Here is a 26,127-nt window from a genome sequence, read left to right as displayed (position 1 = left end):
TAAATGACTAAACAACAAGACGTCACCCTGAGGAAGTCTGGTAATTTTTTACCGGGTTGCTTGAATCATTTCTCAGCGAAAGTTATCCTCTAATGGATTGAGGTTGATTAATGCTATTGATGGAAATAAAGATCTCCTCATAATCTGCTGCAAGGGCTAAGCAACAAGGATAAGACTATGCCTTTACTCTCCGATATCGATATTTCTGACTATCAAACTGTAATTGCGGAAAAAATTTCTTTACTTATTGATCCAGTCTTACATGAGATCCCTCAAGATCCGGTGTTTGTTAATTATTTTCATCCTGAGAAGTGTGGCGTACGTTTATTTTCCAAAACCCAGATGCAACTTCTGCAGCAGCAGAATGAGGAGTATCGCCGTATTCTGGACGAGCTAAAAGAAGATCGCACTGGTATTTATGTGGCCCTCAAACATGCTGAAAATTTGTCTGTCTCAGAGCAACGTTATAAAGCTTTCTTTCTAAAAATGAAAGATTTAACCAGCCAAAGAATTATGGTCGTTCTGAAGGAACTTTACCAGATGGCTTTATTTATAAATAGCCCGCTGGCTTACGTTCGCAATTTGCTAAAGCTTTCTCAATTTTTATATAAAAATATAGCGGCTTATTTTCAAGAATTTGAGGTGCTTACTGCAGAAGAAGGAGATGCCGAACAAACCATTGTGAGGTTATGGAGGTTTTTTAACGTCATGTTTATGCAGCAAACTGAGATTAGTGCAATGATACATAAGCAACTGACAAGTGATGGCCTGCCATTAACAAAAAATCAAATCTTTTGCCCTTATTCAAAGGAAAGAATACGAGTTGCAGAATCTCTGAGAACTGGCAATCAAGCAAGCAATTTTTTGGCTATTTTTATTGCATTAAGCCAATTCGCCGGATTAAAAGATCTCGAGATACAGAATTTCTTGACCATGCAACCTTCTAATTATTTAGAACAAGCTAATAAAAAATTGTTGCAATATCTGCGTTTGCCTATTTGGTTTAATTTTTCTCCACGGCAACAGTGCTTTCTGGCAGAAGCTGGTGCACGAGCCGTAGCTCAACAGTTGCACTATCGGCATTTGTGGTCTGAGGAGAACAAATTACAAGAAAATGCTTTATCTTTGTTGATTGATTATAATAAACAAGACTGGCAGTCTCCTTCCTTTGGTTTGTTTATTACAGGGCATTGGCGACGCCACCATTATGGGCCAGTTAACGAAGCAATACACTCTCTGAAAAAAGGCGAAGAAGTTCCCGTGGTGCTGGCAAAACTTAAAGAACAGATTCAGCATCATCCACACTATAATCCTGAAGGATCATTAGTGAATCGATTGGAGTTTATTGAGCATAAGCTGGCGTTAAAGGCAAAAAGGCTCCCTGTTGATTCTGCCTTAGTCTTGTCTTAGATGGACCTAGAGTAAACAGCTAATGGCCCTGTCTTTTATGGGCGAGGATGTTAAAATTTAAGATACGCTCACTATTGAAAATTTATTTATGCCTACCAACATTCAGGAATCATTATTTATCCGCGCACTGCAGCGTAAACCTGTATCTCGCACCCCCGTCTGGATAATGCGCCAGGCAGGACGTTATTTACCAGAGTATCGTCGTGTTAGAGAGCAAGCTGGCGATTTTTTAAGTTTATGTAAAAATCCTGATTTGGCGTGCGAAGTGACGCTACAACCCTTGGCACGTTTTCCTCTGGATGCTGCCATTTTATTTTCTGATATTTTAACTATTCCAGATGCAATGGGACTAGAGTTGTATTTTACTGAAGGTGAAGGGCCAGCATTTCATAAACCGGTACGCAGTTTTGCAGCAATTAATACGCTGAATGGTTCCAATCTTTTGGAGGAGTTGGATTACGTATTTCAAGCAGTTCGTTTAATCCGTCAGGAAATGCCTCAACATCTACCTTTAATTGGTTTCGCGGGTAGTCCCTGGACTTTAGCCTGTTATATGGTCGAAGGAGGAAGTAGTCGTGATTTTAAACAAATCTTACGTTTACTCTATACAGAGCCTGCGACTTTACATTTGTTATTAGCTAAATTAACACAGGCTGTCACAATCTATCTTGAAGAGCAAGTGCATTCAGGCGTAAATGCGCTGATGTTATTTGATACCTGGGGTGGTATTTTAACGCCACGTAATTATGAAGAATTTTCCCTGAATTACATGCAGAGGATTGTTAAGGCTTTAAAACAAAAGCATCCTCAGATTCCCATTATTCTTTTTACGAAAGGGGGTGGCCAATGGTTAAAGCAAATGACTGAAAGTGGTTGTGATGCGCTTGGCCTGGATTGGACAACTGATCTTGGTTTAGCGCGTGCACAAGTAGGACATCAAGTTGCCTTGCAAGGAAATCTGGATCCTTCCGTGTTGCTTTCCAACCCTCAATGCATACGCACCCAGGTGAAGCAAGTCCTGGAATCCTATGGTTCCGGAGAGGGGCATGTTTTTAATTTGGGCCATGGCATTACTCCTGATGTGCCACCTGAGCATGTTTCTGCTATGCTTGAAGCAGTACATGAATTTAGTCCTGCTTATCATGGAGGATGAGATGATTATTGACAGTAACTTTAAACCAGCATGGTGGCTGGCAAATCCTCATGCTCAAACACTGTTTCCCACCTTAACCCGTCGAATTCAGGCACCTGTTGACAGGAATGAACGTATTGAACTGCCAGACGGGGATTTTATTGATTTAGCTTGGGCGGTCAATGGATTACCGGCGGATGCACCCGTGGTGGTGTTATTGCATGGTCTGGGAGGGAGTATCGAGTCTGCCTATGTTGCAGGTTTAATGTACGCCCTTAATCGTGGAGGCTGGCGTGCAGTATTGATGCATTTTAGAGGGGCGAGTAAAGAGCCTAACCGTCTACCGCGAGCCTATCACTCTGGTGATACCGGCGATTTGAATTTTTTCCTGCAATTACTGGCAAAGCGTGAGCCACATACTAAAAAGGCAGCGGTGGGAGTGTCGTTGGGAGGCAATGTTTTGCTGAAATGGTTAGGTGAAAACGGCCCGCAAAAAATACTTGAAGTGGCAGTAGCCGTTTCAGTTCCTTTCCAGTTACGTCTTGTGGCAAATAAAATCTGTCAAGGATTTTCTCGTATATATCAAAGTTATTTGTTACGTCGATTAAAAGCTGTTTTTACCCAGAAAATAACGAGCCTGGAAAATAATTTACCTGAGCCATTAAAGAATATTGAGCGATGGCAGTGTTTTTGGACGTTTGATGAATACGTAACCGCCCCCTTACATGGTTTTCCTAATGTCCATACCTACTATCGCGAAGCCAGTTCCCGAAATTATTTGCAGGGTATTGCCACGCCAACATTGATTATCCATGCCCTGGATGATCCTTTTATGACGCCGGAAGTAATACCTTCAGAAAATGAATTATCCCAACATATTATCCTTGAGCTGAGTGATACGGGAGGGCATGTAGGCTTTATCACGGGTAACATACCCGGTGTACCTGTTTATTGGCTGGAGCAGCGCATTCCGGCTTTTTTAAAATCAGAGTTTTCTTAGATAAGAATCCATTATTTTACCTTTATCGCACTACCTAAATCAGGCTCATCCCTATCTTTCTTCTCCTGCATACTGCGTCTAAATTTCATTGTTTGATTGTCTAAGGCATCTATTAAGCCATACCTCGTTTTCAGATTTCGCTCAATTGTTAATAATTGTTCAATTTCACTGTCTTTTTTTTCTAACATGCTGCTTATTTCTTTAAAAATTTCGGGATCATTGGAATCAATGGACTCATCGGAATCAACGGAAATTGCTCTTTTGATTTTTACAATATTATAGCGTTCCTCATGCAACCTTCTTAGAGTAGCCTCTATACTCACTAATGTTGATTTTAAATCCGAGCCTTTATTTAAGTCAGAGCTTTCGATTCCAATGATTGCCAGGGCATTGGGAGATAGCAATGTTTCTTGAGGTTCGCCGTTTTTATGTTCAATTTTCTTTAAGTTACCATTTTCATCAATGTCTATGAGAAGGCTATGCCCACAAATCACATTTTCTGAAGCGAGCAATGATTTACCATTCAAAAAAAGATGTTTAATATACTCCGTCCTTTTTTCCTTATCGTCCTCTTCTAGATGTGATTTATGCAAATTTTTCATAACTTCTTCTTCATGAAATTCTCGCCTTAAATTTTTATGAATAATTCTATTTTGGAATTCAGAGAGTTTTTCTTGTAAATAATTTTTAATTTTATCTAACTTAAAGCTTAACCCTTTAGGTATGATAGTGGATTTAAGTAAATGATAAACTGTGGCTACAGTATGATTTAAATATTTTTTAAGGAATAATTGGGGAGTACCCTCTGGATCTTCAGAGGAACAAAATCGTTTAAGTCCATTTTCCATCGCAACCTGGATTACTTCGATTTGCTTGAGATAGTTCTTTGATAAATTTTTAAAACGTATTGCATCAACTGAGGGATCATCCAATGCTTCCTGAAACTCTTTTTCGAGTTGTTCAATTCTTTTTTGTGCTTCAATAACCGATGGTGAAGATTCTGCAAGGGCTATCTCCTGTATTTTTTTGAAATTACTTACTGTCTTCTTTAAGATAGTGATTCGAGTGGTAATTTCACAACTGTTAATATGTTGCTGACAAAAAACTGAAGGCATAAAATAGCTGAGAGCTGCATCGGCATCTCTTACATGGATAACCCCAAGTTTATTTTTAAGATCATTAAAAAAATTCTCCCGTAAATAACAATGAAAATTTACCCCATTTTTCTCATAATTTTCATGAATTTTACGGAGAAAATCATCGAGTGAAAGCTTGTTATAATCGGGGATTTTTTCACTCAGAAGTTTTTCTATATAGGTGGCTACATCACTATCGCTCAATTTGTTAATGTTTATTATTTTGTCTATCAGATCACCCACAGGAACCGGTTCTATGGTTAGACTATTCAAGTCATAAGAAAAGGCAGATAAATGAGCAAAGAGAACTGCTAGCTTTTTACGATTCATTTCAGCTGGATTAAACTCAATTTTTGATTCTTTTCTGGAAAGAGCCCCACTCTTTTTTTCTCCAAGATAATTTATGAAGGCTACATTGGGGCCCGTAAGCGTTTGATTGTTATTTACACAATATAAAATGAAATCCAATCTTGACTTTTGGACTTTAAGGTTCAAAGGAGAAGCCGCTTTTATCCTTTGCATGTCTTCAAAATGAAACTGGATTTGCTGACTGGGTAAAATATAGGCCATAGCCGCTTTCTCGAAGGTTGGTGTATGTTTATTATATAATTAAATTCTTAAACCAAAATTATGAATTTTACAAATTCAGGGCGCTTAAGTATGATAAATCCATAGGGTCGGACCTATTGCAGCAACTAATTGCTATGGTTGAATAAAAACAGAAAAGAAGATAATTAAAAATTATCTTCATTCAGACAGGCCATTCCTACACCTCTTAAACTGTCTACTCAATTGAATAGCCATCTCCAACGATTGTTCATAATTTAAACGAGGATCTACCAGGCTGCGATAAGCTCTTTTAAGGTCTTCTTCATTTAAACCGCGTGCTCCGCCGATACACTCAGTGACATTATCTCCCGTTAACTCAAAATGAACGCCGCCTAGATAGCCCCCCATTTCACGATGGATAGTAACGGCTTGCTGCAGCTCAGAGAGAATATTGTCAAAATGTCTTGTTTTAATGCCATCTGGTGTGGTTTCTGTATTACCATGCATGGGATCACAAGACCAGGTGACAGGGCAGTTGGTTGCTTTTACTGCTTCAATGAGCGGTGGTAGCAGCTTCTTAATGTCCTTGGTGCCCAAACGAGTTATAAGAAGCAATCGTCCTTCTTCGTGTTGCGGGTTAAGAAGTTTTATGACCTCAACTAACCATTCTTTGGTGGCACTGGGACCTATTTTGATACCTATCGGGTTTTGAATGCCGCGCATGAATTCCAGATGAGCACTTTCAATCTTGGCGGTACGCATACCTATCCAAGGTAAATGAGTGGACAAGTTATACCACAAACCATCGTGCAATTGTCTTGTTAAAGCTTGCTCGTAATGAAGATGCAGCGCTTCATGTGAGGTGTAAAAATCCACCTTATTTAAGGTACTATCACGTAATCCGTCAATGGCCTCAATAAACGCCAAAGCGTCAGAAAGTGAATGTACAATCGCATGGTACTCATCCGCTTGCGGTGAATGTTCTACGAAACGTAAGTCCCAGCGCTGAGGATGATTTAAATCAGCAAAACCGCCATCCAGTAGTGCTCGAATGAAATTAAGGGTCATTGCAGCACAGCTATAGCCCTGCAGCATTAATTTTGGATTAGGAGTGCGCGAATCAGCGTCAAATTGCTGGGAATTCACCAAATCCCCACGATAGCTAGGTAAAGTAACACCATTAATTGTTTCATAATCAGAGGAGCGAGGTTTGGCATATTGACCAGCTATACGTCCAATTCTGATAATAGGCTTTCGCATTCCATGGAGTAAAATCAAACTCATTTGGAGCAGAATTTTCAGTTTATTGGTAATAACATCCGAGCGGCAGTCATTAAATGACTCCGCACAATCCCCTCCTTGTAGAATAAAAGCCTCTCCTCTCCCTGCTTTAGCAATAGCTTGCTTTAAATGTTTTATTTCCCCGCTGGTGACTAAGGGAGGAAGTTGACTTAATTGCTCAACTACTTTAGTTAATTGATTCTTGTCTGGATAATTGGCTGCTTGCTCATAAGAATAATTTTGCCAAGATACTGGCGACCACTGACGCATAAAACGAACCTCTTGATTATCAATAATACCGAGTATGCGATCAATGAACAGTTCAAGCAAGTCATACTTAATCCTGTTCTCGTATAAAGTGGAGAAAATAGAATTAACCTAGATAGGCTAGACTTATAAGACTGCAGTTAATACGCAAATAGGCTATGGTTTGGTAGCGATATCATTAATTTCGGGCAAGGGACTGTGCTTCGCACTTGAATTTTTGCTAAAAGCCCCCAGTTATTGCCATCAATTTATGTGGGAGTGTCTTATGAGCAAAGAAAATAAAAAAAATTGGCATAAAATAAAAGAAGAACATGACTTAGAGGAAGAGCATTCATCAGAAGAGGAAGCGTTTTCGGAGGATGAGGAGGAAAGGCTTGAAGAGCCTGCACTTGAACACCCAAGTTATGACGCGCTTGAGGAGCAATTGACTGCTGCGGAACAAAAAGCGCATGAAAACTGGGAAAAAGCGGCTCGAGCTATGGCTGAGCTAGAAAATGTGCGCCGCCGCGCAGAGCGCGATATTAATAATGCCCACCGTTATGGCGTAGAAAAACTGTTAACGTCCTTTTTACCGGTTGCAGACAGTATTGAACAAGCGTTACAACTTTCTGAAAAAGAGCAAAACAGTAGCATGCATGAAGGTTTGGAATTAACCATGAAGCTTTTTCTCGATATTTTGGAAAAAAATGGTGTTAAGCAGCTAGACCCTTTAGGTGAACCTTTTAATCCCCAAGAACATGAAGCTATGTCAATGCAAGAAGCTAAAGATGCTGCACCTAATACGGTTTTGGCAGTCTTCCAAAAAGGCTACAAACTTCACGACAGGGTCATTCGTCCTGCCAGAGTTGTTGTTACTAAAGCAAAACCCGTGGATGAAAAAGCTTAGTTTTCTTAAGAGAAAAAGATGGCTTGAAATTTATAAATTTCACCCCATATTGAAAAGCATTGCAACTATAAAACTTATCGGAGCACGAATAAATGGCAAAGATTATCGGAATCGACTTAGGTACTACAAACTCCTGCGTAGCGATAATGGAAGGCAATCAACCGCGCGTTATTGAAAATAGTGAGGGGCACCGCACTACCCCTTCAATCGTAGCGTATACTGACGACAATGAAATTTTGGTAGGTGCAGCTGCCAAGCGTCAGGCAGTGACTAATCCTGATAATACTGTTTTTGCAGTAAAACGCTTAATTGGGCGTCGGTTTGATGATCCTATCGTACAAAAAGATATAAAAATGGTCCCCTACAAAATTATTAAAGCAGACAATGGGGATGCGTGGGTACAGGTTAAAGGTCAGGATAAAGCACCACCTCAAATTTCAGCCGAAGTATTACGCAAGATGAAGAAAACGGCTGAGGACTATCTCGGTGAGGAAGTGAAAGAAGCGGTAATTACTGTTCCTGCTTATTTCAATGATTCACAACGTCAAGCTACTAAAGATGCTGGTCGCATTGCAGGTCTTGAAGTCAAACGTATCATTAATGAACCAACGGCTGCAGCACTTGCGTATGGTATGGACAAAAAACGCGGTGATTCTGTTATCGCGGTCTATGACTTAGGCGGTGGTACCTTTGATATTTCAATTATTGAAATTGCCGAAGTTGATGGTGAACATCAATTCGAAGTACTTGCTACCAATGGGGATACTTTCTTAGGTGGTGAGGACTTTGATCTGGCATTAATTGAATATCTGGCTGCCGAATTCAAAAAAGATTCTGGCATTGATTTACATTCAGATCCCCTGGCTTTACAACGTCTGAAAGATGCTGCTGAAAAGGCAAAAATAGAATTGTCTTCTGCACAGCAAACGGATGTAAATTTGCCTTATATTACTGCAGATGCTTCAGGGCCCAAACACTTAAATATCAAGTTAACCCGTGCCAAATTAGAGTCACTGGTAGAGCATTTGGTTGAACGCTCCATTGAGCCTTGCAAGATTGCATTAAAAGATGCAGGCTTGAAGGTTTCTCAGATTAATGAAGTTATCCTTGTGGGTGGTCAAACTCGTATGCCTATGGTGCAAAAGAAAGTACAAGAATTCTTTGGCAAAGAACCCCGTAAGGATGTAAACCCTGATGAAGCGGTTGCAGTTGGTGCGGCTATTCAGGCAGCTGTTTTATCGGGTGATGTAAAAGATATTTTGTTGCTTGATGTAACACCATTATCTTTAGGTATTGAAACGTTGGGTGGTGTAATGACTAAACTCATTGAAAAAAATACTACCATTCCAACAAAAGCAAATCAGGTCTTTTCTACGGCAGATGATAATCAAACAGCGGTTACAGTGCACGTACTGCAAGGTGAGCGTGAGCAGGCTTCTGCGAATAAATCCTTGGGCCGCTTTGATTTGACTGATATTCCACCTGCACCTCGTGGTGTTCCACAAATCGAGGTTATTTTTGATATTGATGCCAATGGGATATTAAATGTTTCTGCAAAAGACAAAGCGACTGGAAAGGCACAATCCATTGTTATTAAAGCTTCCAGTGGATTAAGTGAGGAAGAAGTTGAGGCAATGATTAAAGATGCCAAGTCCCATGCAGATGAAGACAAGAAATTCAAAGAAATGGCAGAGATTCGCAATCAGGCCGATGCGCTTATTCACAGTAGTGAAAAATCCATGAAGGATTTGGAAGGAGAATTATCCGCTGATGAAAAAACCAGTATAGAATCTGCCATTGCTGAATTAAAAGAAGCAATAAAAGGAAATGACAAGGTTCAAATTGAAGAGAAATTAAAAGTTCTGACCAACGTTTCTGGTAAAATGGCAGAGCGAGTTTATGCTAAGAAAACTGCTGAAACTCAATCCCAGCAACCGTCTGATGAAGCGAAACCTTCTGAAGAGGCTAAACAAGCTGATGAAGGAGTGGTTGATGCTGAGTTTGAGGAAGTTCAAGACGATAAGAAGTAAAAGACGACGTTAAGGCAATTAAAGCTGGATCGCAAGCTCGATACAGCTTTAATCCTGTCCAGATGCGTTTATAAGGAGAAATGCGAGTGGGTTACGCTCTGTTTCTTTTTTGTGCTTCTATAATGGTAGAATACGTTTAATCTTTAATTTGGTGTTAGAGTTATGGAAAAGCAGGATTTATATGAACTTCTCGGTGTGAGCCGCAGTGCAAGTGAGGCCGAGATAAAAAAAGCTTATCGTAAGCTGGCAATGAAGTACCATCCCGATCGTAACTCTAATGACAAGGAAGCAGAAGAGAAATTTAAAGACATTCAAAGTGCTTATGCCGTACTCTCTGACCCGCAAAAACGCGCCGCTTATGATCGTTTTGGTCATGCTGGGATTGATCCTTCTATGGGAGGACAGGGTGGTTTTGGCGGGGGCTTTGGTGGTTTCGGTGATGTTTTTGAAGATATATTTGAAAACATTTTCTCTGGAGGTCGTGCACGTGGTCAATCCAGGGCGCAACGAGGTGCGGACTTACAGGTCAACGTGCAGATGACCCTGGAAGAGGCAGCACTCGGCAAACAAGTTGAAATTACAGTCCCCAGACATGTTACTTGTCAGAGCTGTAATGGCTCCGGAGCAAAAAAAGGCTCTACCCCTAAAAATTGTGAAACCTGCAATGGGGTAGGTCAGGTTCGAATTCAGCAAGGCTTTTTTTCGATTCAACAAACCTGTCCAAGCTGTCATGGTGAAGGCAAGGTAATTACTGATCCCTGTAGCAGTTGTCATGGGCAAGGACGAGTAAGAGAAAGCAAAAAATTAACCGTCAAAATTCCTGCCGGTGTGGATAATGGGGATCGTGTCCGTCTTAGTGGAGAAGGTGAAGCTGGTATGAATGGTGGTCCAGCTGGTGATTTATATGTTCAGGTTAACATCAAAGCCCATGCTATTTTTGAGCGCCATGACAGTGATCTTTATTGTGAAGTTCCTATTAGTTTTATTACTGCAGCTTTGGGGGGAGCTATTGAAGTTCCCACTCTGGAGGGACGAGTCACCTTAAAAATACCGGGTGAAACGCAAACGGGTAAAACCTTTCGTTTGCGCGGCAAAGGAATGAAATCAGTACGTGGTCATGCGACGGGTGATTTGCTGTGTAGAGTGGTTGTAGAGACGCCTGTTAACTTATCGAAAGAACAGAAAGAATTGCTTTTAAAACTGCAGGATTCTTTGGATAGCAGCAAAAAAACACATTCACCACGCTCAAGTTCCTGGTTTGACGGTGTAAAAAAATTTTTTGAAGACATGAAATTTTAATAAACCTGCTGTACAATTTAGTATTTTGTGCGGTTTTTAGTACGCCATGCAATGTCTGTAGGGTCGTGCTACTAAAGAGTTCTTTATGTTCAATAAATCAGCAATTTTAGCTCTCTCTGACGGCACTGTCTTTGAAGGCTTTTCCATCGGCGCTAGTGGTGATTGCGTAGGTGAACTAGTTTTTAACACAGCAATGACTGGTTATCAGGAGATGCTTACGGATCCTTCCTATACCAGACAAATCATTACTTTGACCACAGCTCACGTGGGCAATACCGGCTGTAACTCTCAGGATATGGAATCTTCTCGGGTATGGGCCGCAGGTTTGGTTGTCCGTGAATGCTCATTTTATTCAAGTAACTATCGCTCAGAGTATTCCTTACCTGAGTGGCTAAAGAAACAGGGGGTAGTGGCAATTGCTGGTATAGATACGCGTCAATTAACACTCCGACTACGTGAGCATGGAGCGATTGCTGCTTGCATTAGCACTAATGTTCATCAACCTGAATTAGCCATTCAAAAGGCGAAATCATTTTCTGGTCTGGAAGGAATGGATTTAGCCTGTGAAGTATCAAGACAAACGATTGAGCGCTGGCATGAAGGGCGAGGAAGCTGGGGTGATGAGTCCAAACCTAATCAATTTCATGTTGTTGCTTACGATTTTGGTGTAAAGCACAATATTCTTCGGATATTGCATGAAAAGGGTTGTCATATAACCATCGTGCCTGCTAAAACAACAGTATCAGAAGCAATGACATTGAATCCTGATGGTATTTTTTTATCAAATGGCCCAGGAGATCCTTTAGCTTGTGATTATGCGATTGCCGCAACTCGTGAATTTCTGCACGAAAGATTTCCCATTTTAGGGATTTGTCTTGGATTTCAAATTTTAGCACTGGCTTGTGGTGCCAAATCAGTTAAAATGAAGTTTGGACATCATGGAGCGAATCATCCGGTCATCGAAACACATGAACCCCATCGCGTTTTTATTACCAGTCAAAACCATGGATTTACTATTGATGAATCGTCATTACCGGATTGTTTGCAGGTGACGCATCGTTCGTTATTTGATCAGAGCTTGCAAGGAATTCAGCATAAAGAGAGACCTGCTTTAGGTTTCCAGGGGCATCCGGAAGCAAGCCCAGGTCCTCATGACATACTGGGCATTTTTGATCAATTTATTTCAATGATGAAGTCAAACCAATTAAAGAGGACACAGAGTGAGTGATTTTCATGTTTTTACCTCCGAATCTGTTTCAGAGGGACATCCTGATAAAATTGCGGATCAGATTTCTGATGCCATTTTAGATGCCATCTTAACCAAGGATAGAAGAGCGCGTGTTGCTTGTGAAGCTTTTGTAAAGACTGGTATGGTTCTAGTCGGTGGCGAAATTACCACCAGCGCATGGGTGGACGTTGAAGACATTGTCCGGCAAGTCATTAAAGATATTGGCTACAACAGTTCAGAAATGGGATTTGATTGGGCATCTTGCGCTGTTCTAAGTGCAATTGGTAAACAATCCCCTGATATTGCCCGTGGTGTTGATAATAGCGACACCAAAATTCTTGGAGCAGGTGATCAAGGCTTAATGTTTGGCTATGCCAGCAAGGAAACAGATGTTTATATGCCAGCTCCCATTGCCTATTCACACCGGCTTATGGCAAAACAGGCTTTTTTAAGAAAAGAAAACAAGCTCCCCTGGCTTCGTCCTGATGCCAAATGTCAGTTGACCTTAAAGTATGAAGAAGGTAAACCAGTGGGTATTGATACGATAGTTTTCTCAACACAACACTCTCCCGAAATTAGTCACAAAGATCTGGTTGAAGCAGTGCGTGAAGAAATTATTAAACCGGTTTTACCGGCTGAATGGCTTTTCCCGCATACGCGTTACTTCATTAATCCCACAGGTCGTTTTGTCATTGGAGGGCCTCTTGGAGATTGTGGTTTAACGGGTAGAAAAATTATTGTAGATACCTATGGTGGTATGGCACGTCATGGTGGAGGATGCTTTTCCGGTAAGGATCCTTCTAAAGTGGATCGTTCAGCAGCCTATGCTGCTCGCCATGTGGCCAAAAATATTGTCGCTGCAGGCATAGCTGATCGGTGTGAAGTGCAGGTTTCCTATGCGATCGGTGTGGCTGAACCTACATCGATCAGTATCAATACCTATAACACTGCTCGTCTCTCTGATGCAGAAATTATTGATTTAATTAATACTCATTTTGATTTAACACCACAAGGGATTATTGATCATCATGATCTTTTGCGTCCTATTTACCGTCAAACAGCCAGCTATGGTCATTATGGCCGGGAAGAGTTTCCCTGGGAGCGTTTAGACAAGGTCGCTGTTTTGAGTAAAGCCCTCTAACTTGGCGTTTGAAGGAATAAATTATGGAACATGCGAATATGGCGATTAAGCACACAACCGAAACAAACGACTATAAAGTTGCTGATTTATCGTTGGCTGCCTGGGGTCGCAAGGAAATTGCGATTGCTGAGACTGAAATGCCTGGATTAATGGCTCTTCGCGAAGAGTTTGCTCAGCAAAAACCGTTGAAAGGAGCGCGCATTGCCGGATGTTTACACATGACTATCCAGACTGCGGTATTAATAGAAACCCTGCAGGCCCTGGGAGCTGAGGTGAGATGGTCCTCCTGTAATATTTTCTCAACGCAAGATCATGCAGCAGCTGCAATGGCTGCCGCCTCAGTGCCGGTGTTTGCCTGGAAGGGAGAAACCGAAGAAGAGTACTGGTGGTGTGTAGAACAAACTTTGCATGGCCCTAATGGCTGGACTCCCAATTTGCTTCTGGATGATGGCGGCGATTTAACCTTACTCATCCATCAAAAATATCCTGAAATGTTTGCCGACATTAAAGGAGTTTCAGAAGAAACAACCACAGGTGTTGCTAGACTTTATGAGATGGCTAAGAAAGGTCAATTAAAGATACCAGCTATTAATGTTAATGATTCGGTAACCAAATCTAAGTTTGATAACCTCTATGGTTGTCGTGAATCGTTGTTGGATGGATTGAAACGTGCTACTGATGTAATGATAGCGGGTAAGATTGCATTAATTTTAGGTTATGGTGATGTGGGTAAGGGCTGTGCCCAGGCATTGCGAGGGCAGGGGGCAACCGTATGGATTAGTGAAATAGATCCTATTTGTGCCTTGCAAGCCGCTATGGAAGGCTACCGAGTTGTTACTCTTGATGACGTGGCTGAGCAGGTGGATATTGTTGTTACTGCGACTGGAAATTATCATGTGGTTACGCATGATCATATGTTGCGCATGAAGCATCAAGCCATTTTATGTAATATTGGCCATTTCGATTCTGAAATCGATATTCAAAGTTTGCGACAATACACTTGGGAAAATATTAAACCTCAAGTGGATCACGTTATATTTCCCAATGGTAAGCGTTTAATTGTTCTTGCAGAAGGACGCCTTGTCAACTTGGGTTGTGCAACCGGACATCCGAGTTTCGTAATGTCAACCTCGTTTACTAACCAGGTATTGGCGCAAATTGAACTGTTTCAGCACAGTCAGAACTATGATAATCAAGTCTATGTTCTACCCAAACACCTGGATGAAAAAGTTGCCAGATTGCATTTAGCAAGGATAGGAGCCAAACTTACTAAGCTTACTCAGGAGCAAGCAGCGTATCTTGGCGTTTCTATTGATGGTCCTTATAAATCAGATCATTATCGTTACTAAAAAGTAGGTTGGGTCATTTTGACCCAACCTGAAGTCTATGCTTGGTTGCGTTGGGTCGAAACGATCCAACCTATTGTTTGATACTAATGTTTGCCCCTCATGCGCTAGAGCACTCAAGGTACGATAATTTTTTTCAGAACTATCACTTCATCTATCCATTTAATTCCATTGAAACATTTTACTTTTCGTCGATCATTTTCTTCTGCATACTATTCTTGAAATTCATTGCCAAGGAGAGATGCATGGTTTATCAACAAGGATGTGCAGGCCTCACACTGCTTATGTGTGTAGCCACAGCAATAGCCAGTGACAATATACACCTTATTATCAAATATAAAGAAGAACCCCCGGCATTGACTGCCTTAAAAACAGAGCTGGCTAATACGGTTCATCTCCCTGTTCGCGCTTTAACGCCAATGGCGGGAGAAGCTTATTCTCTCGTGTATGACACCAAGCGTTTAAATAACGAAAAGAATAATTTGCTAAAAAAAATTCTGGGCAAGTTAAGGCAAAATCCAAAAATTGCTTATGCGGTAGAAGATAGGGTGGGGCACTTTAAACCTTTACCCGTTTTAAAGCATCAAACTTCCCCTTCCTCTTTGGCTAACAATTTGTTGTCTCATGATTCTCAGTGGGATGAGTTTTCTCCGCCTGCCGGTGTAATGTTAGAATCTGCATCGGGGCGTCGTGATGGAGCTTGGGCCTATACTACAGGACGCGCTTCAAAGCCAATGGTGGTTGCGGTACTTGATACAGGGATAGCTATCAATTCAAGTCTGGCAAATAATCTCGTCAAAGAGCAAGATGGGAAGGTGTGGGGTTGGAACTTTGCAGGGAATAATCGAAACTTAAGCGATGAAACAAAATCTTACCATGGTACTCATGTCGCTGGCACCATTGCGGGGTATGGCGACATCATGATTGGTATGGGAGAAGATTTAAAAATATTACCTCTAAAAATTCCTGATGCTTCTGGGATGTTTTATGAAAGTCAGGTGATTAATGCCATTTATTGGGCTGTTGGTGGTGAAGTACCTGGTGTACCAAAGAATGTGTATCCCGCAAAAGTACTCAACATGAGTTTTGGTGTAGATGCACACCCAGGTAAAGAAATTGATCATTGCGATGAAGCTTTGCAGGAAGCAATTTTTTATGCACGCCAAAAAGGGGCCGTCATAGTGGTCGCTGCAGGCAATGATAATCAGTGGGAACATTATAATGCTCCTGCAGTGTGCAACAGTACCATTAAAGTTGCAGCGACAGGTCCTGCAGGAATTCGATCTTATTATTCCAATTATGGACCCAGCGTTACACTTGCTGCTCCTGGCGGTGATTTACGCTATGGTAGAAAGGGAGGTATCTTATCAACCGTTAATCCAGGTGGAGGTTATCAACATTCAGGTTTTGATTTTTATCAGGGTACTAGCATGGCTTCTCCCCATGTGGCGGGTGTCGCAGGACTTATTTTTGCCATAAGTGATGGAGCTATCCAACCTGAAAAAGTCGAGCAAATTCTTTATGCTACTACACACGATTTTGGCCAAAGCAATGATGAAAATAACTCTTGCAAAGGAAGAAAACCGTGCGGGCATGGAATTTTGGATGCAGACAATGCAATTAAGGCCGCATTGGCTAATTATGATGTCATTCTGTCAACGCCAAAAATAAAAGAACTTAAATTAACTGCCTGTAGTAAAAATACTTACCAACCTAAAGAAGCGATTTTAAAAATAGGCAAAGTAGAATGGCATCGAATTAACGCGAAGTGTTCGCTTAAAACCACTTATTCACAGCCTGTAATAAATCAGACTAAATCAGGAGCAATCAGGGTTAACTATGGAGCAGCTACCTATCAATTGAATCATTCATCATTTAAACAGTGTGAGATCATTGGTTTTGATGGTATTGGCTGCTTTTTTTAATTTAAGCAATGTTGTTCTTAAAAGGGAAATAAGTTTAATGGAGACAGATTTCCCTTTTTATTAGTGTAAATTAATTGATCAAATCGTGTATTATGTGATAATATTGTTGCTTTTCACCTAAAACAAAAATTTTATCATGCGAGAATGGTTGAGACATTTTTTTTACGATAGAGACTCTACTTTAGTAATTAAAGGTAAGACTTATCAATTTTCAGATTGGCAGCGCATTGGTGGTGGCTCTGAAAAACATGTCTATAAAGTTAAAGGCAAAGATTTTTGTTTTTTTATCCCTCATAAATATTCCAGTGAAGAAGATTGGAATTATAGAATTAAACTGGAAAAAGATATTCTCGATGAAATGACCGCATTGGGCTTGAAAACGCAGCAATTTGAATTGGTTGATTTGAAAATTAACTCACCTAATGCGCCTTCTTCTTATACGATAAAGGCGCTTTTAACCAAGGATTTTCACACTCTTTGCCAGAATGAAGCGTTGGTAATTTATAACCATAAAGGGGATAAGCGAATCTGTGGGGAAGCTCCTGATTTTATGGCAATAAGAGCAAAATTTAAAGAAAAAGACTATGTGCAAGAGATGTTTAAAAAAATCATTAAAGAATATGCCATAGCCTATACTTTCTCCTTACCTATTACTGCCCTACAAAGTACCGATGATAGCGAACATATTTGTTTTGAATTATCATCCACTGTACCTGTTGTCCGATACATGTTCTGGGATGTAGTTGCAGACACCAAGACATTCCCTTTCATTCCGTTAGTTCCAAGTCTAGACGAGTTAAGAAAAGGCCCTCCTCGCTCTTACAGTAATAGAGAGAACTATTCTTTACATTGTTTGGCCAATACAGTAGCGTGTTCAATTCTAGAAATTATTTATAGTTCACCGGGTGAGAAGCCTTCCGATTCTTTTGCTTTCGTAAAAGAATTGGAAAAAGATATTTTAAACGCCATTGATGATCAAGTCTTGTTAAATGAGGCATTAGAGCATGCAAGAGAACAAGCAGCGAATTATTTGCCTCAACTCTTGAATAAAATAAACCTTGCTAATGTTAACAATGAAAATTTTACTAAACTGCTGGTTGGCGCAATTTCAACCAATAATCTAGAGTTGGTACAACGATATTATGAGTCGCGCCCAAGGGAACAATTAACGGAGAGATTGATTGATACTATTCTTCATGCCTCTAACCAAGGCCGAAATTCGGATATAATTCAGTTCCTGCATAATAAGTTAGGGCCGGAAAAGGCCGTTTTTGTCGAAGATCGACGAAAGATTGAAGTACAAGAGAAGGTTTCTCAAATAAAACATACTTTTTTTTCACAATACAACAAGCAACTGTCCGCTGATAAAAGGGCCTGGTGTGGTTTGTATTCTGTTTTTGCCAAAAGTTATGTTAAACCTGAAGCCAGTTTGCATGAGTTGTTTAAGCATGCTCAAGGTTTATCAAAAGAAGGTTCTGGTAAACGCAGTCAATTTGTCATGAAGCAACTGGGTTGGCTTGATAAAAATAATCAGATAACAAGGGACTTGGCTTCAGTGTTAAAAGATGAAACTACCCTTACAATGACTTAAATTCATTCCTATCTTCGGGTAAACAACACTGATCTGCATTAGGTAGACCAGTTATCATCTTCCCATGTTGAAAAAGCATCTTCCTCTGTTTGTTGTTCTTTCTGGGTTGCACCAGGAAACGCAATGGCAGGGGCAGGATTTTCAAGAGCCTCTGCTAAGCTTATAAATTTATAGCCATGATCTTTATACATTTGCAAAATATCGCCCAACAAATAGCTGTTAAGAATATTTGCATGAATTAATAGAATTTGCTTCACTGGCTTACCCTTAGCCCTTTTTTCTGCTCGCAGTGTTTGCTTCCAAATAAAGGCCAGGTATTGCGGTTTAAGCTCCTTTATATAATTTTCGCGCTGGCGATAGGGGATCCTGTAAATTTTTTCATTAAACCGAAAATCCAGGCTGTCTACAGTGACCGGTGCAATGATGTAATTATGAGCAGCCAGGTAATCAAGCACTTTTTGCTTTTTCTGATTACTTCCCTCCGCTAAATAAGGATAACGAAAATATTTAGGCTCCGTTAATACAGGAGTCAACTTTTTATCGGCCCGATCAACATCGGTAATGTATTTCTCAGCACTCATTTGGTTTAAATTGTAATGCGAGTAAGTGTGATTACCCAACATAAAGCCAGCCTGCCGAAATTGTTCCAAAAAAGCCATTTGTCCTTTTGCGATAGAACCTGCAATCACAAAACCAGTTGCTGGTACATTGTAGTCGGTGAGTGCTTTCATAATCCTTGCAAAGCGCTCTGTTGCACGTTGTTGATTACCTGGTGTATCCATACGCGCACCTACCAATGGCAAGTCATCAATAGTAATGGCAATTTCGCGTACTTGCTCTGCCAGGCAAAGAGAAGGCAATAACAAGAGGATGAAATATAGAATATTACGCATAGATAGTCCTTTATCTAACGGTTGAACTATTGAGTGTAGCAGATAAATAAGGATGCTGATAAGTCAGAGATTTTTTGTACAGTTAAGATTACAATACAAACGCTGCAATACTGCAGCGTATTCAAGAAAGGATAATTTAGAAGAGGATCACCATGAAGAAATTTCTTATTACCGTACTTGCTATAATAAGCATTGGAAGTTATGCAGGAGAGTTAAGCTCATTCTCAGAGATTGCCAATGCCGTGGTAAATGGAAAACAGTTAACTTTTGTTTGGACAATCAAACACTGCAGTTCAGAAATTAATTTACCCGATATTGTTACAGCCATTAAACCAAATGCCGTGATGCTTATCGGTGGAAAACGCATTACTGCATCAGATAATCATTTCTCGTTAAATGAGCCCTCATTACCTAATAAAGCGACCTCTACCTTTAGCAAATATAATTTACAAGACAATGGGTTGGCATTGCTTGATATCACTGTTATGAAAGCCAAAAATTATAAGAAAGTGAGTAACTATCAAATTCGATGTGAATTGGGTAAAGGTTTAACCGTTTTTGACTAGTTCGCAGACCATTATTTTAGGTAATAGTCTCCTGTCTTTTTACTATTAATTAATGTCATTCCCGCGCAGACGGAATCCATCCAATCATCGAAGTGAAGAAGCCTATTTGACAATAAGTTCTTCTTTCCGCGGGAATGAATATACATTACGCTGCTTCTATTTCAATAATTGGTCTGGCGAAATTTAGTTTGCTACTAAGGGTATGTAAGGTATTTTTATTTAAATTCATCCGCCCAATCATCCCTCGGTGTATACCCTCAACGACGGCCTCCGTAATTGTATGACAATTAAATACTTGCCTGATATTTTTAAGATATTTTTCGACGGTGTAAGGACTAATTTTTAAAGTCTGAGCAATTTGCTTACCGGATTTTCCTTGGGCTGTCAGCCATAAACATTCCTGTTCCCGCATAGACAGTAAGTTATTTTCAGCATACCCGCCCTTAATCACCGCATGCCGAAAGCTTTTATTGGTCAAAATGAAGGAGAGTTTGTACTTAGGGCTACAAAAAGTGATTAATTCCAAAAAGGCATCCACAAAATTAACGCAAAAATTTTCAAAAGCAGCAATTGTTTTCTTGTAAAAAAGATGACTTGCCTCGGTAGGTGTGTCTCGTATCGCACTAAAAATAAAAGTACATTCCGCACAACGTCTTACGAGATTATAATTTGGATGGATGTTATATTTTTCTGCAAGTAACTCTTTAAATTGAGGTGAAATAGATTGCACTTCATTACACAGGTAAAACCCTTCCCGAGCAGCGTCAATAAGCCTTGCTGTGTAGGTGTAGTCTTCTTTATAAAGGGCCTCTTGATAGTAGGAGAGGATGATTGGATAGACATTTGACAGAATTAAGGGAGTGCCATCATTGAAGATTAAATACATCACAAAATGCTTAAGTCCCATCCTTCCCAGTGGTTTGCATACTTCATCAATCTGTTTTTTATAAGCCAGGCTTAAAATATACGGTACATCTTTCATAGATATTATTGCTCCCTTTATGATACTAGTTTTCTTTCCATTAATTCTTAATTGAAGTCGCCAAATTTATTATTGAGATACTTAGTAATATTTGAACGAATGGTTTTGAAAAAACATTTATAAAAAATGGGTTTCAAGTTAATTATAAGATTTTATTCGATGTATTACTTTGTCAAAAAATACTATTTACAAGTTCAATGGTAATTTTATACAATAAAATTTTTATATTTTTTTAATAATTTCTGAGCTGAAAACATTTGAAAAACCTGAGGCTATATATCCCGAAATAAACATAGTAGGGATTCCAATAATTACCCAAAACCAAAGATAATTTCCTTCTTCTCCTAATAATATATATGATGTATAGCCTATAAAAATGCTTAGAAATATACTGATTAGAGAGCCAGATTTAGATATTCTTTCAAAATAAAATATTGCAATTACTGAAAAATAGATACTACATATTTGCATAACAGCTAACACGGCAGCATGTAAAACGCTGTCTATATTATTCATTGCTATATAATAAGTGATAGCACCGAGTATTACCCAAATAATATAGTTAAGCTTAGGGGATTCTTCATTATTTTTTCTAAGGAATCCTGAAGTAATCATTCCTGACATTGCACTCCATACTCCACAAATTGTTGTCGTAGCGATATAAAAAAATGTAAGCACGTAAAAGGAAGTGAATTCTGTAGGAGTAAATGTAGTTATTATCATAGGAAAAGCAAAATCGGAATCTTTTAAAATAACTCCATATTCTTTTAGATAAATTGCCGATAAGATGATGGAGGAATATAATATAAACAATATGAAAGCTGAATAAATGGTTGCTTTGTAAGCAGTTTTTGTACTGTTGGCTGAAAATATCTTTTGCCCCCACCAGGGAGCAATGCTGTACATAATCAATTGTAAAAAGAAAATGGCAATCAAATATTTAACTGGTAAAACTCTTAAATCATTAAAATGTCTAATCTCATTCTCACTGAATGTGAGATGACTATAGTAATAACTGAATATTAAGCAAATCAATAAAAAAATGACTGTGAGTACAAATCCAATTATATCCATGCGAATAATTCCACTTAAGCCTTTTTTTAAAACTGAGAATATACAAAACAATAGTATGGTTGATATTGATATATAAATTGAAAGTTCAGGCAAAATTATTTTTGAAAAGATAATAATGCCTTTAACATAAGTAGCATTCAAAATAATTAATGATATTATAAGAATAAAACGAACAATATTCCCTATTGTATAACCTAAATATCTATCAAATAATGTTGATATACACGTAGAATTAAAATTTTTCCATTTTTTAGATGTGGTAAGTGAAGCGAGTAGTGGAGCTAAAAATGCAATAAACGCCATAGATAAAGCCCAATACCCTGCCATATATCCTAATGCAGACATGGCTATTAACGCCATGGGATTGATTTCTGTCATTACCAAGGTTGCGATTAATGGCAATAATTTAGTTTTTTTCCCGGCAGTAACATATTCAATTTGAGTGTTTGCTTTTTTTGCTTGCGAAATATACACAAAGGCAAATAAAAAGAGAACAGCAGTAATTAAATTAATCATCTATTCCAGACTTATGATCATGACTAAGCATCGCCATACAGTTCACTCCTTTCAGAATGGATAGCTCATGATTTAAGTAGCATTCATAGCTGTCCTTAATAATTGAATTAACTGATTTTTCTAAAATCATTTTACAGGGTGATGTAATTTCGAGCGGTATGATGTCGATGATGTTATTCCTAACGTTTTTCATAAACAGAGAATTTGATTGTTTACTTGAAAATTCAAGATAATTCCCATCCTGATAAATAAGTTTATAGCCATATTCGAATCCATTAGGGTGTGTAATAGGCATTCTACCGATCATTTCTACCTCAAATCCATCATATTGCCATAGCTTATTACAAGAGCGGGCATCCACTTCGTTAACCCGTGTATGCTGCGGAAACTTGAACAATTGTAGACAAAAATCGGTATCATGAGATAGCAAGTCAAATCGAACTGAAACGCTATCCATATAATCTTCTGGTACTGCTCCTATTCTATAGACTTGATAGAGTTTAATTTTCCCTTTTTTATTAACTGATAAGTGTTCTTTTAACTTTATAAAGGCAGGGGTAGCATGTAAGGAAAAACCTATAAATACTTTTTTCTCTAATTGAGAAGATATAGCCTGTATTTTTTTTGCTTCTTCTAAATTCATACATAATGGCTTTTCTGTGAGTACATGACTATTATTCTTCATGGCTAAACAGGAATAAAAGCAATGGCTATCTTTATGCGTTGTTATAATGGTGAGATCCGGATCATATTTCCAAACTAAGTCTAAGTCATCAACAATTCTTATAGTTTCTGTATTTACATTGCATTCGTTTAATCCATCAAATGGATTATGAAAGCTTTGTATCCTGTCTTTAAATGTCGCGCGCTGATTTTCATCGTAATCGAAACAGATGACTTTGTCTGCGATTGTACTGGCATGTCTAGTATAAGAAGTTCCCATCTGTCCTAGTCCAACAACTGCAATGGTTGATATCATTTCTCTTTCCCTAATGGATGATTGTCGGCAATTTAATGATAATGTATGATTTAAAAAACCTGAATGCTACAATATACGTTCATTGATGACTAGAGTAATATCCAAAGGTCACATATCTATTTCTTGTTCTCAAGATATGTTAAAAATTGCTGCTCCCTTGTTAGATAGAGGTCTTTCTTATTTTGAACATGTAAGACTTTATGATTGTGGAAAAATCGCATGGCTTTCTACAGATGATAATCGAGCTAGATCTATATTGGAAAAGGAGATATCTGGAGCCCTCAATTTTGATTTCAGTAAATTGCAATATGAAAGACATTTATTTGCAGAAGATATTGTAAGCACAATAAAAAATCCTGAAATGTATAAAATCGCCTTCAATAAACTTGTTGATTCTAGAGATAATTTTGATATAAGAAATCTATTCCAGATAGTAAGTGTTAAAAATGGAATTTATGAGGCGTTTGTGTTTGGGACAAATGAAAAAAATAACCTCCAAAAGAGTACCTATATAAACCTTATACCATATTTGGAGCATTTCATATTTTACTATTATGAAAAAGCTGAAAAATTGATTATAAGAGCAGAAAAAGAAGCAATTACAATTCAAGGTCTAAGAATAAACAATTGTGATCCTCCAAATTTAAACCCAGTTATGCTCCGGAGCAATAAATACTATTTCGACTTAGTGAAAAGAGATGACTATTTAACAGATCGGGAATATCAAGTATGCTGTTTCTTGATTCAAGGATACTCAAGAAAAGAAATTGCCACATTCCTTAATTTAAAATCCCGAACTATTGATTCATTAATTTTAAATGCAGTGGAAAGAAATGGTACTTACAGTTTAACTCAACTATTAAACAAAATAAAAAATAGCGACATAAGATTTTGTTTAAATACGAGTTACTTTAATGTACCATCCAATAATTTGAAGTAAATTAACCTTTAATCGCAGCCTTAATGGCGCCTGCTTTGCCCACTGCCAGAGTGCCACGGGGATGCCTGCTGGCATTTGGACAATGGAAAGCAGTGCATCCAGACCATCAGTAAACGTGGAGGAAGGCATGGGAACTCCTAATACGGGCAGCAGCGTTTTTGCAGCCACAATGCCTGGTAGATGGGCAGCTGTGATAAAGACTTCAACACCTGCCTCTTGAGCAGCGGTTAAATAGGTAAACAGAGTAATGGCATCTTCAGCAAGTTTTTCAGCTGCAAAAATACTATTTGCTATACCAACATAAGCTGCGGTTCTGGCTCCTGTGGCAATAGCTTTCTCTTCCACCTGATTTTCACTTCAATTACCATAGCACGGGGTCAAAAAGGCAGACTATGGTTACTGTCGCTGTAACTTCTCATTCCTCCTGTATTGGTCCTTGGTCCCCATTATGGGCCCGTTTATGATCCTGACCAAAGGCTGGGAATAAGACGCTCACCATCAGCAAAGCACATGAACGAAAATTCCAGACCAATTAATTTTTCTTCAATAATGAGAGATTGATCCTTCGTAAAAATGTTCTGATAGTAAGCCAAAGCTCCATCGAACGAGTGTAGATGTTCTCTGGCAATTTTCACGCCCTTCCCCCCATGAGACCATCCTCTTTTATCATATAATTATTTTCACCCAATTCTTTAAAAGGAAAGCGGGGATCCAATCATCGAAGTGAAGAAGCCTATTTGACAATAAGTTCTTCTTTCCGCGGGAATGAATATACATTACGCTGCTTCTATTTCAATAATTGGTCTGGCGAAATTTAGTTTGCTACTAAGGGTATGTAAGGTATTTTTATTTAAATTCATCCGCCCAATCATCCCTCGGTGTATACCCTCAACGACGGCCTCCGTGATTGTATGACAATTAAATACTTGCCTGATATTTTTAAGATATTTTTCGACGGTGTAAGGACTAATTTTTAAAGTCTGAGCAATTTGCTTACCGGATTTTCCTTGGGCTGTCAGCCATAAACATTCCTGTTCCCGCATAGACAGTAAGTTATTTTCAGCATACCCGCCCTTAATCACCGCATGCCGAAAGCTTTTATTGGTCAAAATGAAGGAGAGTTTGTACTTAGGGTTACAAAAAGTGATTAATTCCAAAAAGGCATCCACAAAATTAACGCAAAAATTTTCAAAAGCAGCAATTGTTTTCTTGTAAAAAAGATGACTTGCCTCGGTAGGTGTGTCTCGTATCGCACTAAAAATAAAAGTACATTCCGCACAACGTCTTACGAGATTATAATTTGGATGGATGTTATATTTTTCTGCAAGTAACTCTTTAAATTGAGGTGAAATAGATTGCACTTCATTACACAGGTAAAACCCTTCCCGAGCAGCGTCAATAAGCCTTGCTGTGTAGGTGTAGTCTTCTTTATAAAGGGCCTCTTGATAGTAGGAGAGGATGATTGGATAGACATTTGACAGAATTAAGGGAGTGCCATCATTGAAGATTAAATACATCACAAAATGCTTAAGTCCCATCCTTCCCAGTGGTTTGCATACTTCATCAATCTGTTTTTTATAAGCCAGGCTTAAAATATACGGTACATCTTTCATAGATATTATTGCTCCCTTTATGATACTAGTTTTCTTTCCATTAATTCTTAAATTGAGGTCGTCATGAACAACAAATTTTAAAACTCCATTGATCCTTTATTGTTATTGTTTGCTCATATACAGAGCAATCACGCCTCTATTACCGTTATCTGAATCGTGCTGCAGCCTCCTTTGTTCATCATGTAAAATAAAATGTTATTTTAAGTTGCATTAAATATCAACTTAAAGTTGAAAAAATTAAATTTAAAATAACATTGTATTTTCAGTCTTATAAATATGGAATTTATTGAACACAATAAACAATGAAGATATACTGGACGGACTCTATACTGGATAGGAGACT

At 38.9% G+C, this 26,127-nt stretch carries 21 protein-coding genes and 1 pseudogene; 13 read left to right on the top strand and 9 right to left on the bottom strand.

The genetic code is table 11. The features are described 5' to 3' along the window. The first annotated feature begins 177 nt into the window (after positions 1-177). The 3 genes from clem_RS11515 (at position 178) to clem_RS11505 (ending at position 3,542) form a co-directional block, all read left to right on the top strand. Positions 178-1,410 (top strand): DUF5617 domain-containing protein, encoded by a 1,233-nt coding sequence (locus tag clem_RS11515; RefSeq protein WP_094091693.1) that lies wholly within the window; start codon positions 178-180, stop codon positions 1,408-1,410. Positions 1,411-1,498: 88 nt separating this feature from the next. After that, positions 1,499-2,563 carry a uroporphyrinogen decarboxylase gene (gene hemE / locus clem_RS11510; protein ID WP_094091692.1) on the top strand — a complete coding sequence of 355 codons (1,065 nt, stop codon included), beginning with the start codon at positions 1,499-1,501 and terminating at the stop codon, positions 2,561-2,563. Position 2,564: 1 nt separating this feature from the next. Continuing rightward, positions 2,565-3,542 carry a hydrolase gene (locus tag clem_RS11505; RefSeq protein ID WP_094091691.1) on the top strand — a complete coding sequence of 326 codons (978 nt, stop codon included), beginning with the start codon at positions 2,565-2,567 and terminating at the stop codon, positions 3,540-3,542. An 11-nt stretch (positions 3,543-3,553) separates the two neighbouring features. Here the strand turns inward: clem_RS11505 and clem_RS11500 are convergent, their stop codons facing one another. Together clem_RS11500 and clem_RS11495 are read right to left on the bottom strand one after the other, a co-directional pair. Then, positions 3,554-5,248, bottom strand: coding sequence for a hypothetical protein (locus tag clem_RS11500; RefSeq protein ID WP_094091690.1), 1,695 nt, complete (start codon positions 5,246-5,248; stop codon positions 3,554-3,556). 177 nt (positions 5,249-5,425) lie between these two features. Then, the gene (locus tag clem_RS11495; RefSeq protein ID WP_094092343.1) at positions 5,426-6,778 is read right to left on the bottom strand and encodes a 3-deoxy-7-phosphoheptulonate synthase class II; all 1,353 of its coding nucleotides are present in this window, start codon (positions 6,776-6,778) and stop codon (positions 5,426-5,428) included. Between the two features lie 262 nt (positions 6,779-7,040). On the opposite strand from clem_RS11495, the gene grpE reads away from it, so the two are divergent. The 8 genes from grpE to clem_RS11455 all read left to right on the top strand — a co-directional run bounded on the left by grpE (position 7,041) and on the right by clem_RS11455 (position 18,221). Next, positions 7,041-7,661 (top strand): nucleotide exchange factor GrpE, encoded by a 621-nt coding sequence (gene grpE, locus clem_RS11490; RefSeq protein WP_094091689.1) that lies wholly within the window; start codon positions 7,041-7,043, stop codon positions 7,659-7,661. A gap of 92 nt (positions 7,662-7,753) precedes the next feature. After that, positions 7,754-9,691, top strand: coding sequence for a molecular chaperone DnaK (dnaK, locus tag clem_RS11485; RefSeq protein WP_094091688.1), 1,938 nt, complete (start codon positions 7,754-7,756; stop codon positions 9,689-9,691). A gap of 162 nt (positions 9,692-9,853) precedes the next feature. Further along, positions 9,854-10,990 carry a molecular chaperone DnaJ gene (gene dnaJ / locus clem_RS11480; RefSeq protein ID WP_094091687.1) on the top strand — a complete coding sequence of 379 codons (1,137 nt, stop codon included), beginning with the start codon at positions 9,854-9,856 and terminating at the stop codon, positions 10,988-10,990. An 85-nt stretch (positions 10,991-11,075) separates the two neighbouring features. Next, positions 11,076-12,218 carry a glutamine-hydrolyzing carbamoyl-phosphate synthase small subunit gene (carA, locus tag clem_RS11475; protein WP_094091686.1) on the top strand — a complete coding sequence of 381 codons (1,143 nt, stop codon included), beginning with the start codon at positions 11,076-11,078 and terminating at the stop codon, positions 12,216-12,218. Next, a complete protein-coding gene (metK, locus tag clem_RS11470; RefSeq protein ID WP_094091685.1) occupies positions 12,211-13,359 on the top strand; it encodes a methionine adenosyltransferase in 1,149 nt (382 codons plus the stop codon). The genes carA and metK overlap by 8 nt, the downstream gene beginning before the upstream one ends. Before the next feature lie 38 nt (positions 13,360-13,397). Beyond that, complete coding sequence (gene ahcY, locus clem_RS11465) at positions 13,398-14,708, top strand: adenosylhomocysteinase (protein ID WP_408606896.1); 1,311 nt, start codon at positions 13,398-13,400, stop codon at positions 14,706-14,708. A gap of 242 nt (positions 14,709-14,950) precedes the next feature. Further along, positions 14,951-16,630, top strand: a complete 1,680-nt coding sequence (locus tag clem_RS11460) for a S8 family peptidase (RefSeq protein ID WP_094091683.1) — start codon at positions 14,951-14,953, stop codon at positions 16,628-16,630. Positions 16,631-16,766: 136 nt separating this feature from the next. Further along, complete coding sequence (locus clem_RS11455) at positions 16,767-18,221, top strand: hypothetical protein (RefSeq protein ID WP_094091682.1); 1,455 nt, start codon at positions 16,767-16,769, stop codon at positions 18,219-18,221. 38 nt (positions 18,222-18,259) lie between these two features. Here clem_RS11455 and clem_RS11450 read toward each other — a convergent pair whose 3' ends face one another. Beyond that, positions 18,260-19,114, bottom strand: coding sequence for a polysaccharide deacetylase family protein (locus tag clem_RS11450; RefSeq protein ID WP_094091681.1), 855 nt, complete (start codon positions 19,112-19,114; stop codon positions 18,260-18,262). A gap of 152 nt (positions 19,115-19,266) precedes the next feature. Between clem_RS11450 and clem_RS11445 the strand changes: the two genes are divergently transcribed. Continuing rightward, positions 19,267-19,680 (top strand): VirK family protein, encoded by a 414-nt coding sequence (locus clem_RS11445; RefSeq protein WP_094091680.1) that lies wholly within the window; start codon positions 19,267-19,269, stop codon positions 19,678-19,680. A 145-nt stretch (positions 19,681-19,825) separates the two neighbouring features. Here clem_RS11445 and clem_RS11440 read toward each other — a convergent pair whose 3' ends face one another. The 3 genes from clem_RS11440 to clem_RS11430 all read right to left on the bottom strand — a co-directional run bounded on the left by clem_RS11440 (position 19,826) and on the right by clem_RS11430 (position 23,231). Then, positions 19,826-20,662, bottom strand: a complete 837-nt coding sequence (locus clem_RS11440) for a response regulator transcription factor (protein WP_094091679.1) — start codon at positions 20,660-20,662, stop codon at positions 19,826-19,828. A 222-nt stretch (positions 20,663-20,884) separates the two neighbouring features. Then, positions 20,885-22,252, bottom strand: a complete 1,368-nt coding sequence (locus tag clem_RS11435; protein WP_094091678.1) for an SLC5/6 family protein — start codon at positions 22,250-22,252, stop codon at positions 20,885-20,887. Next, positions 22,245-23,231, bottom strand: coding sequence for a Gfo/Idh/MocA family protein (locus clem_RS11430; protein WP_094091677.1), 987 nt, complete (start codon positions 23,229-23,231; stop codon positions 22,245-22,247). Before clem_RS11430 ends, clem_RS11435 begins: the two co-directional genes overlap by 8 nt. 85 nt (positions 23,232-23,316) lie before the next feature. Here clem_RS11430 and clem_RS11425 point away from each other — a divergent pair, with 85 nt between their 5' ends. Continuing rightward, entirely contained in the window at positions 23,317-24,171 is an 855-nt protein-coding gene (locus clem_RS11425; RefSeq protein WP_094091676.1) for a helix-turn-helix transcriptional regulator, read from the top strand. Here the strand turns inward: clem_RS11425 and clem_RS15465 are convergent. The 3 genes and pseudogenes from clem_RS15465 to clem_RS11410 all read right to left on the bottom strand — a co-directional run bounded on the left by clem_RS15465 (position 24,127) and on the right by clem_RS11410 (position 25,784). Then, entirely contained in the window at positions 24,127-24,516 is a 390-nt protein-coding gene (locus clem_RS15465) for an AIR carboxylase family protein (protein WP_456298570.1), read from the bottom strand. The two genes, clem_RS11425 and clem_RS15465, sit on opposite strands and share 45 nt — an antisense overlap. Before the next feature lie 35 nt (positions 24,517-24,551). Further along, positions 24,552-24,862 (bottom strand): annotated as a pseudogene (locus clem_RS15440) (phosphoribosylamine--glycine ligase); the annotation flags it as partial. Between the two features lie 85 nt (positions 24,863-24,947). Continuing rightward, positions 24,948-25,784: a response regulator transcription factor gene (locus tag clem_RS11410; RefSeq protein ID WP_094091675.1), complete on the bottom strand. Its 837-nt coding sequence runs from the start codon at positions 25,782-25,784 to the stop codon at positions 24,948-24,950. Positions 25,785-26,127 lie beyond the last annotated feature (343 nt).

Source organism: Legionella clemsonensis, assembly GCF_002240035.1.
GTDB lineage: Bacteria > Pseudomonadota > Gammaproteobacteria > Legionellales > Legionellaceae > Tatlockia > Tatlockia clemsonensis.
This window is presented reverse-complemented; position numbering and strand designations above follow the sequence as displayed.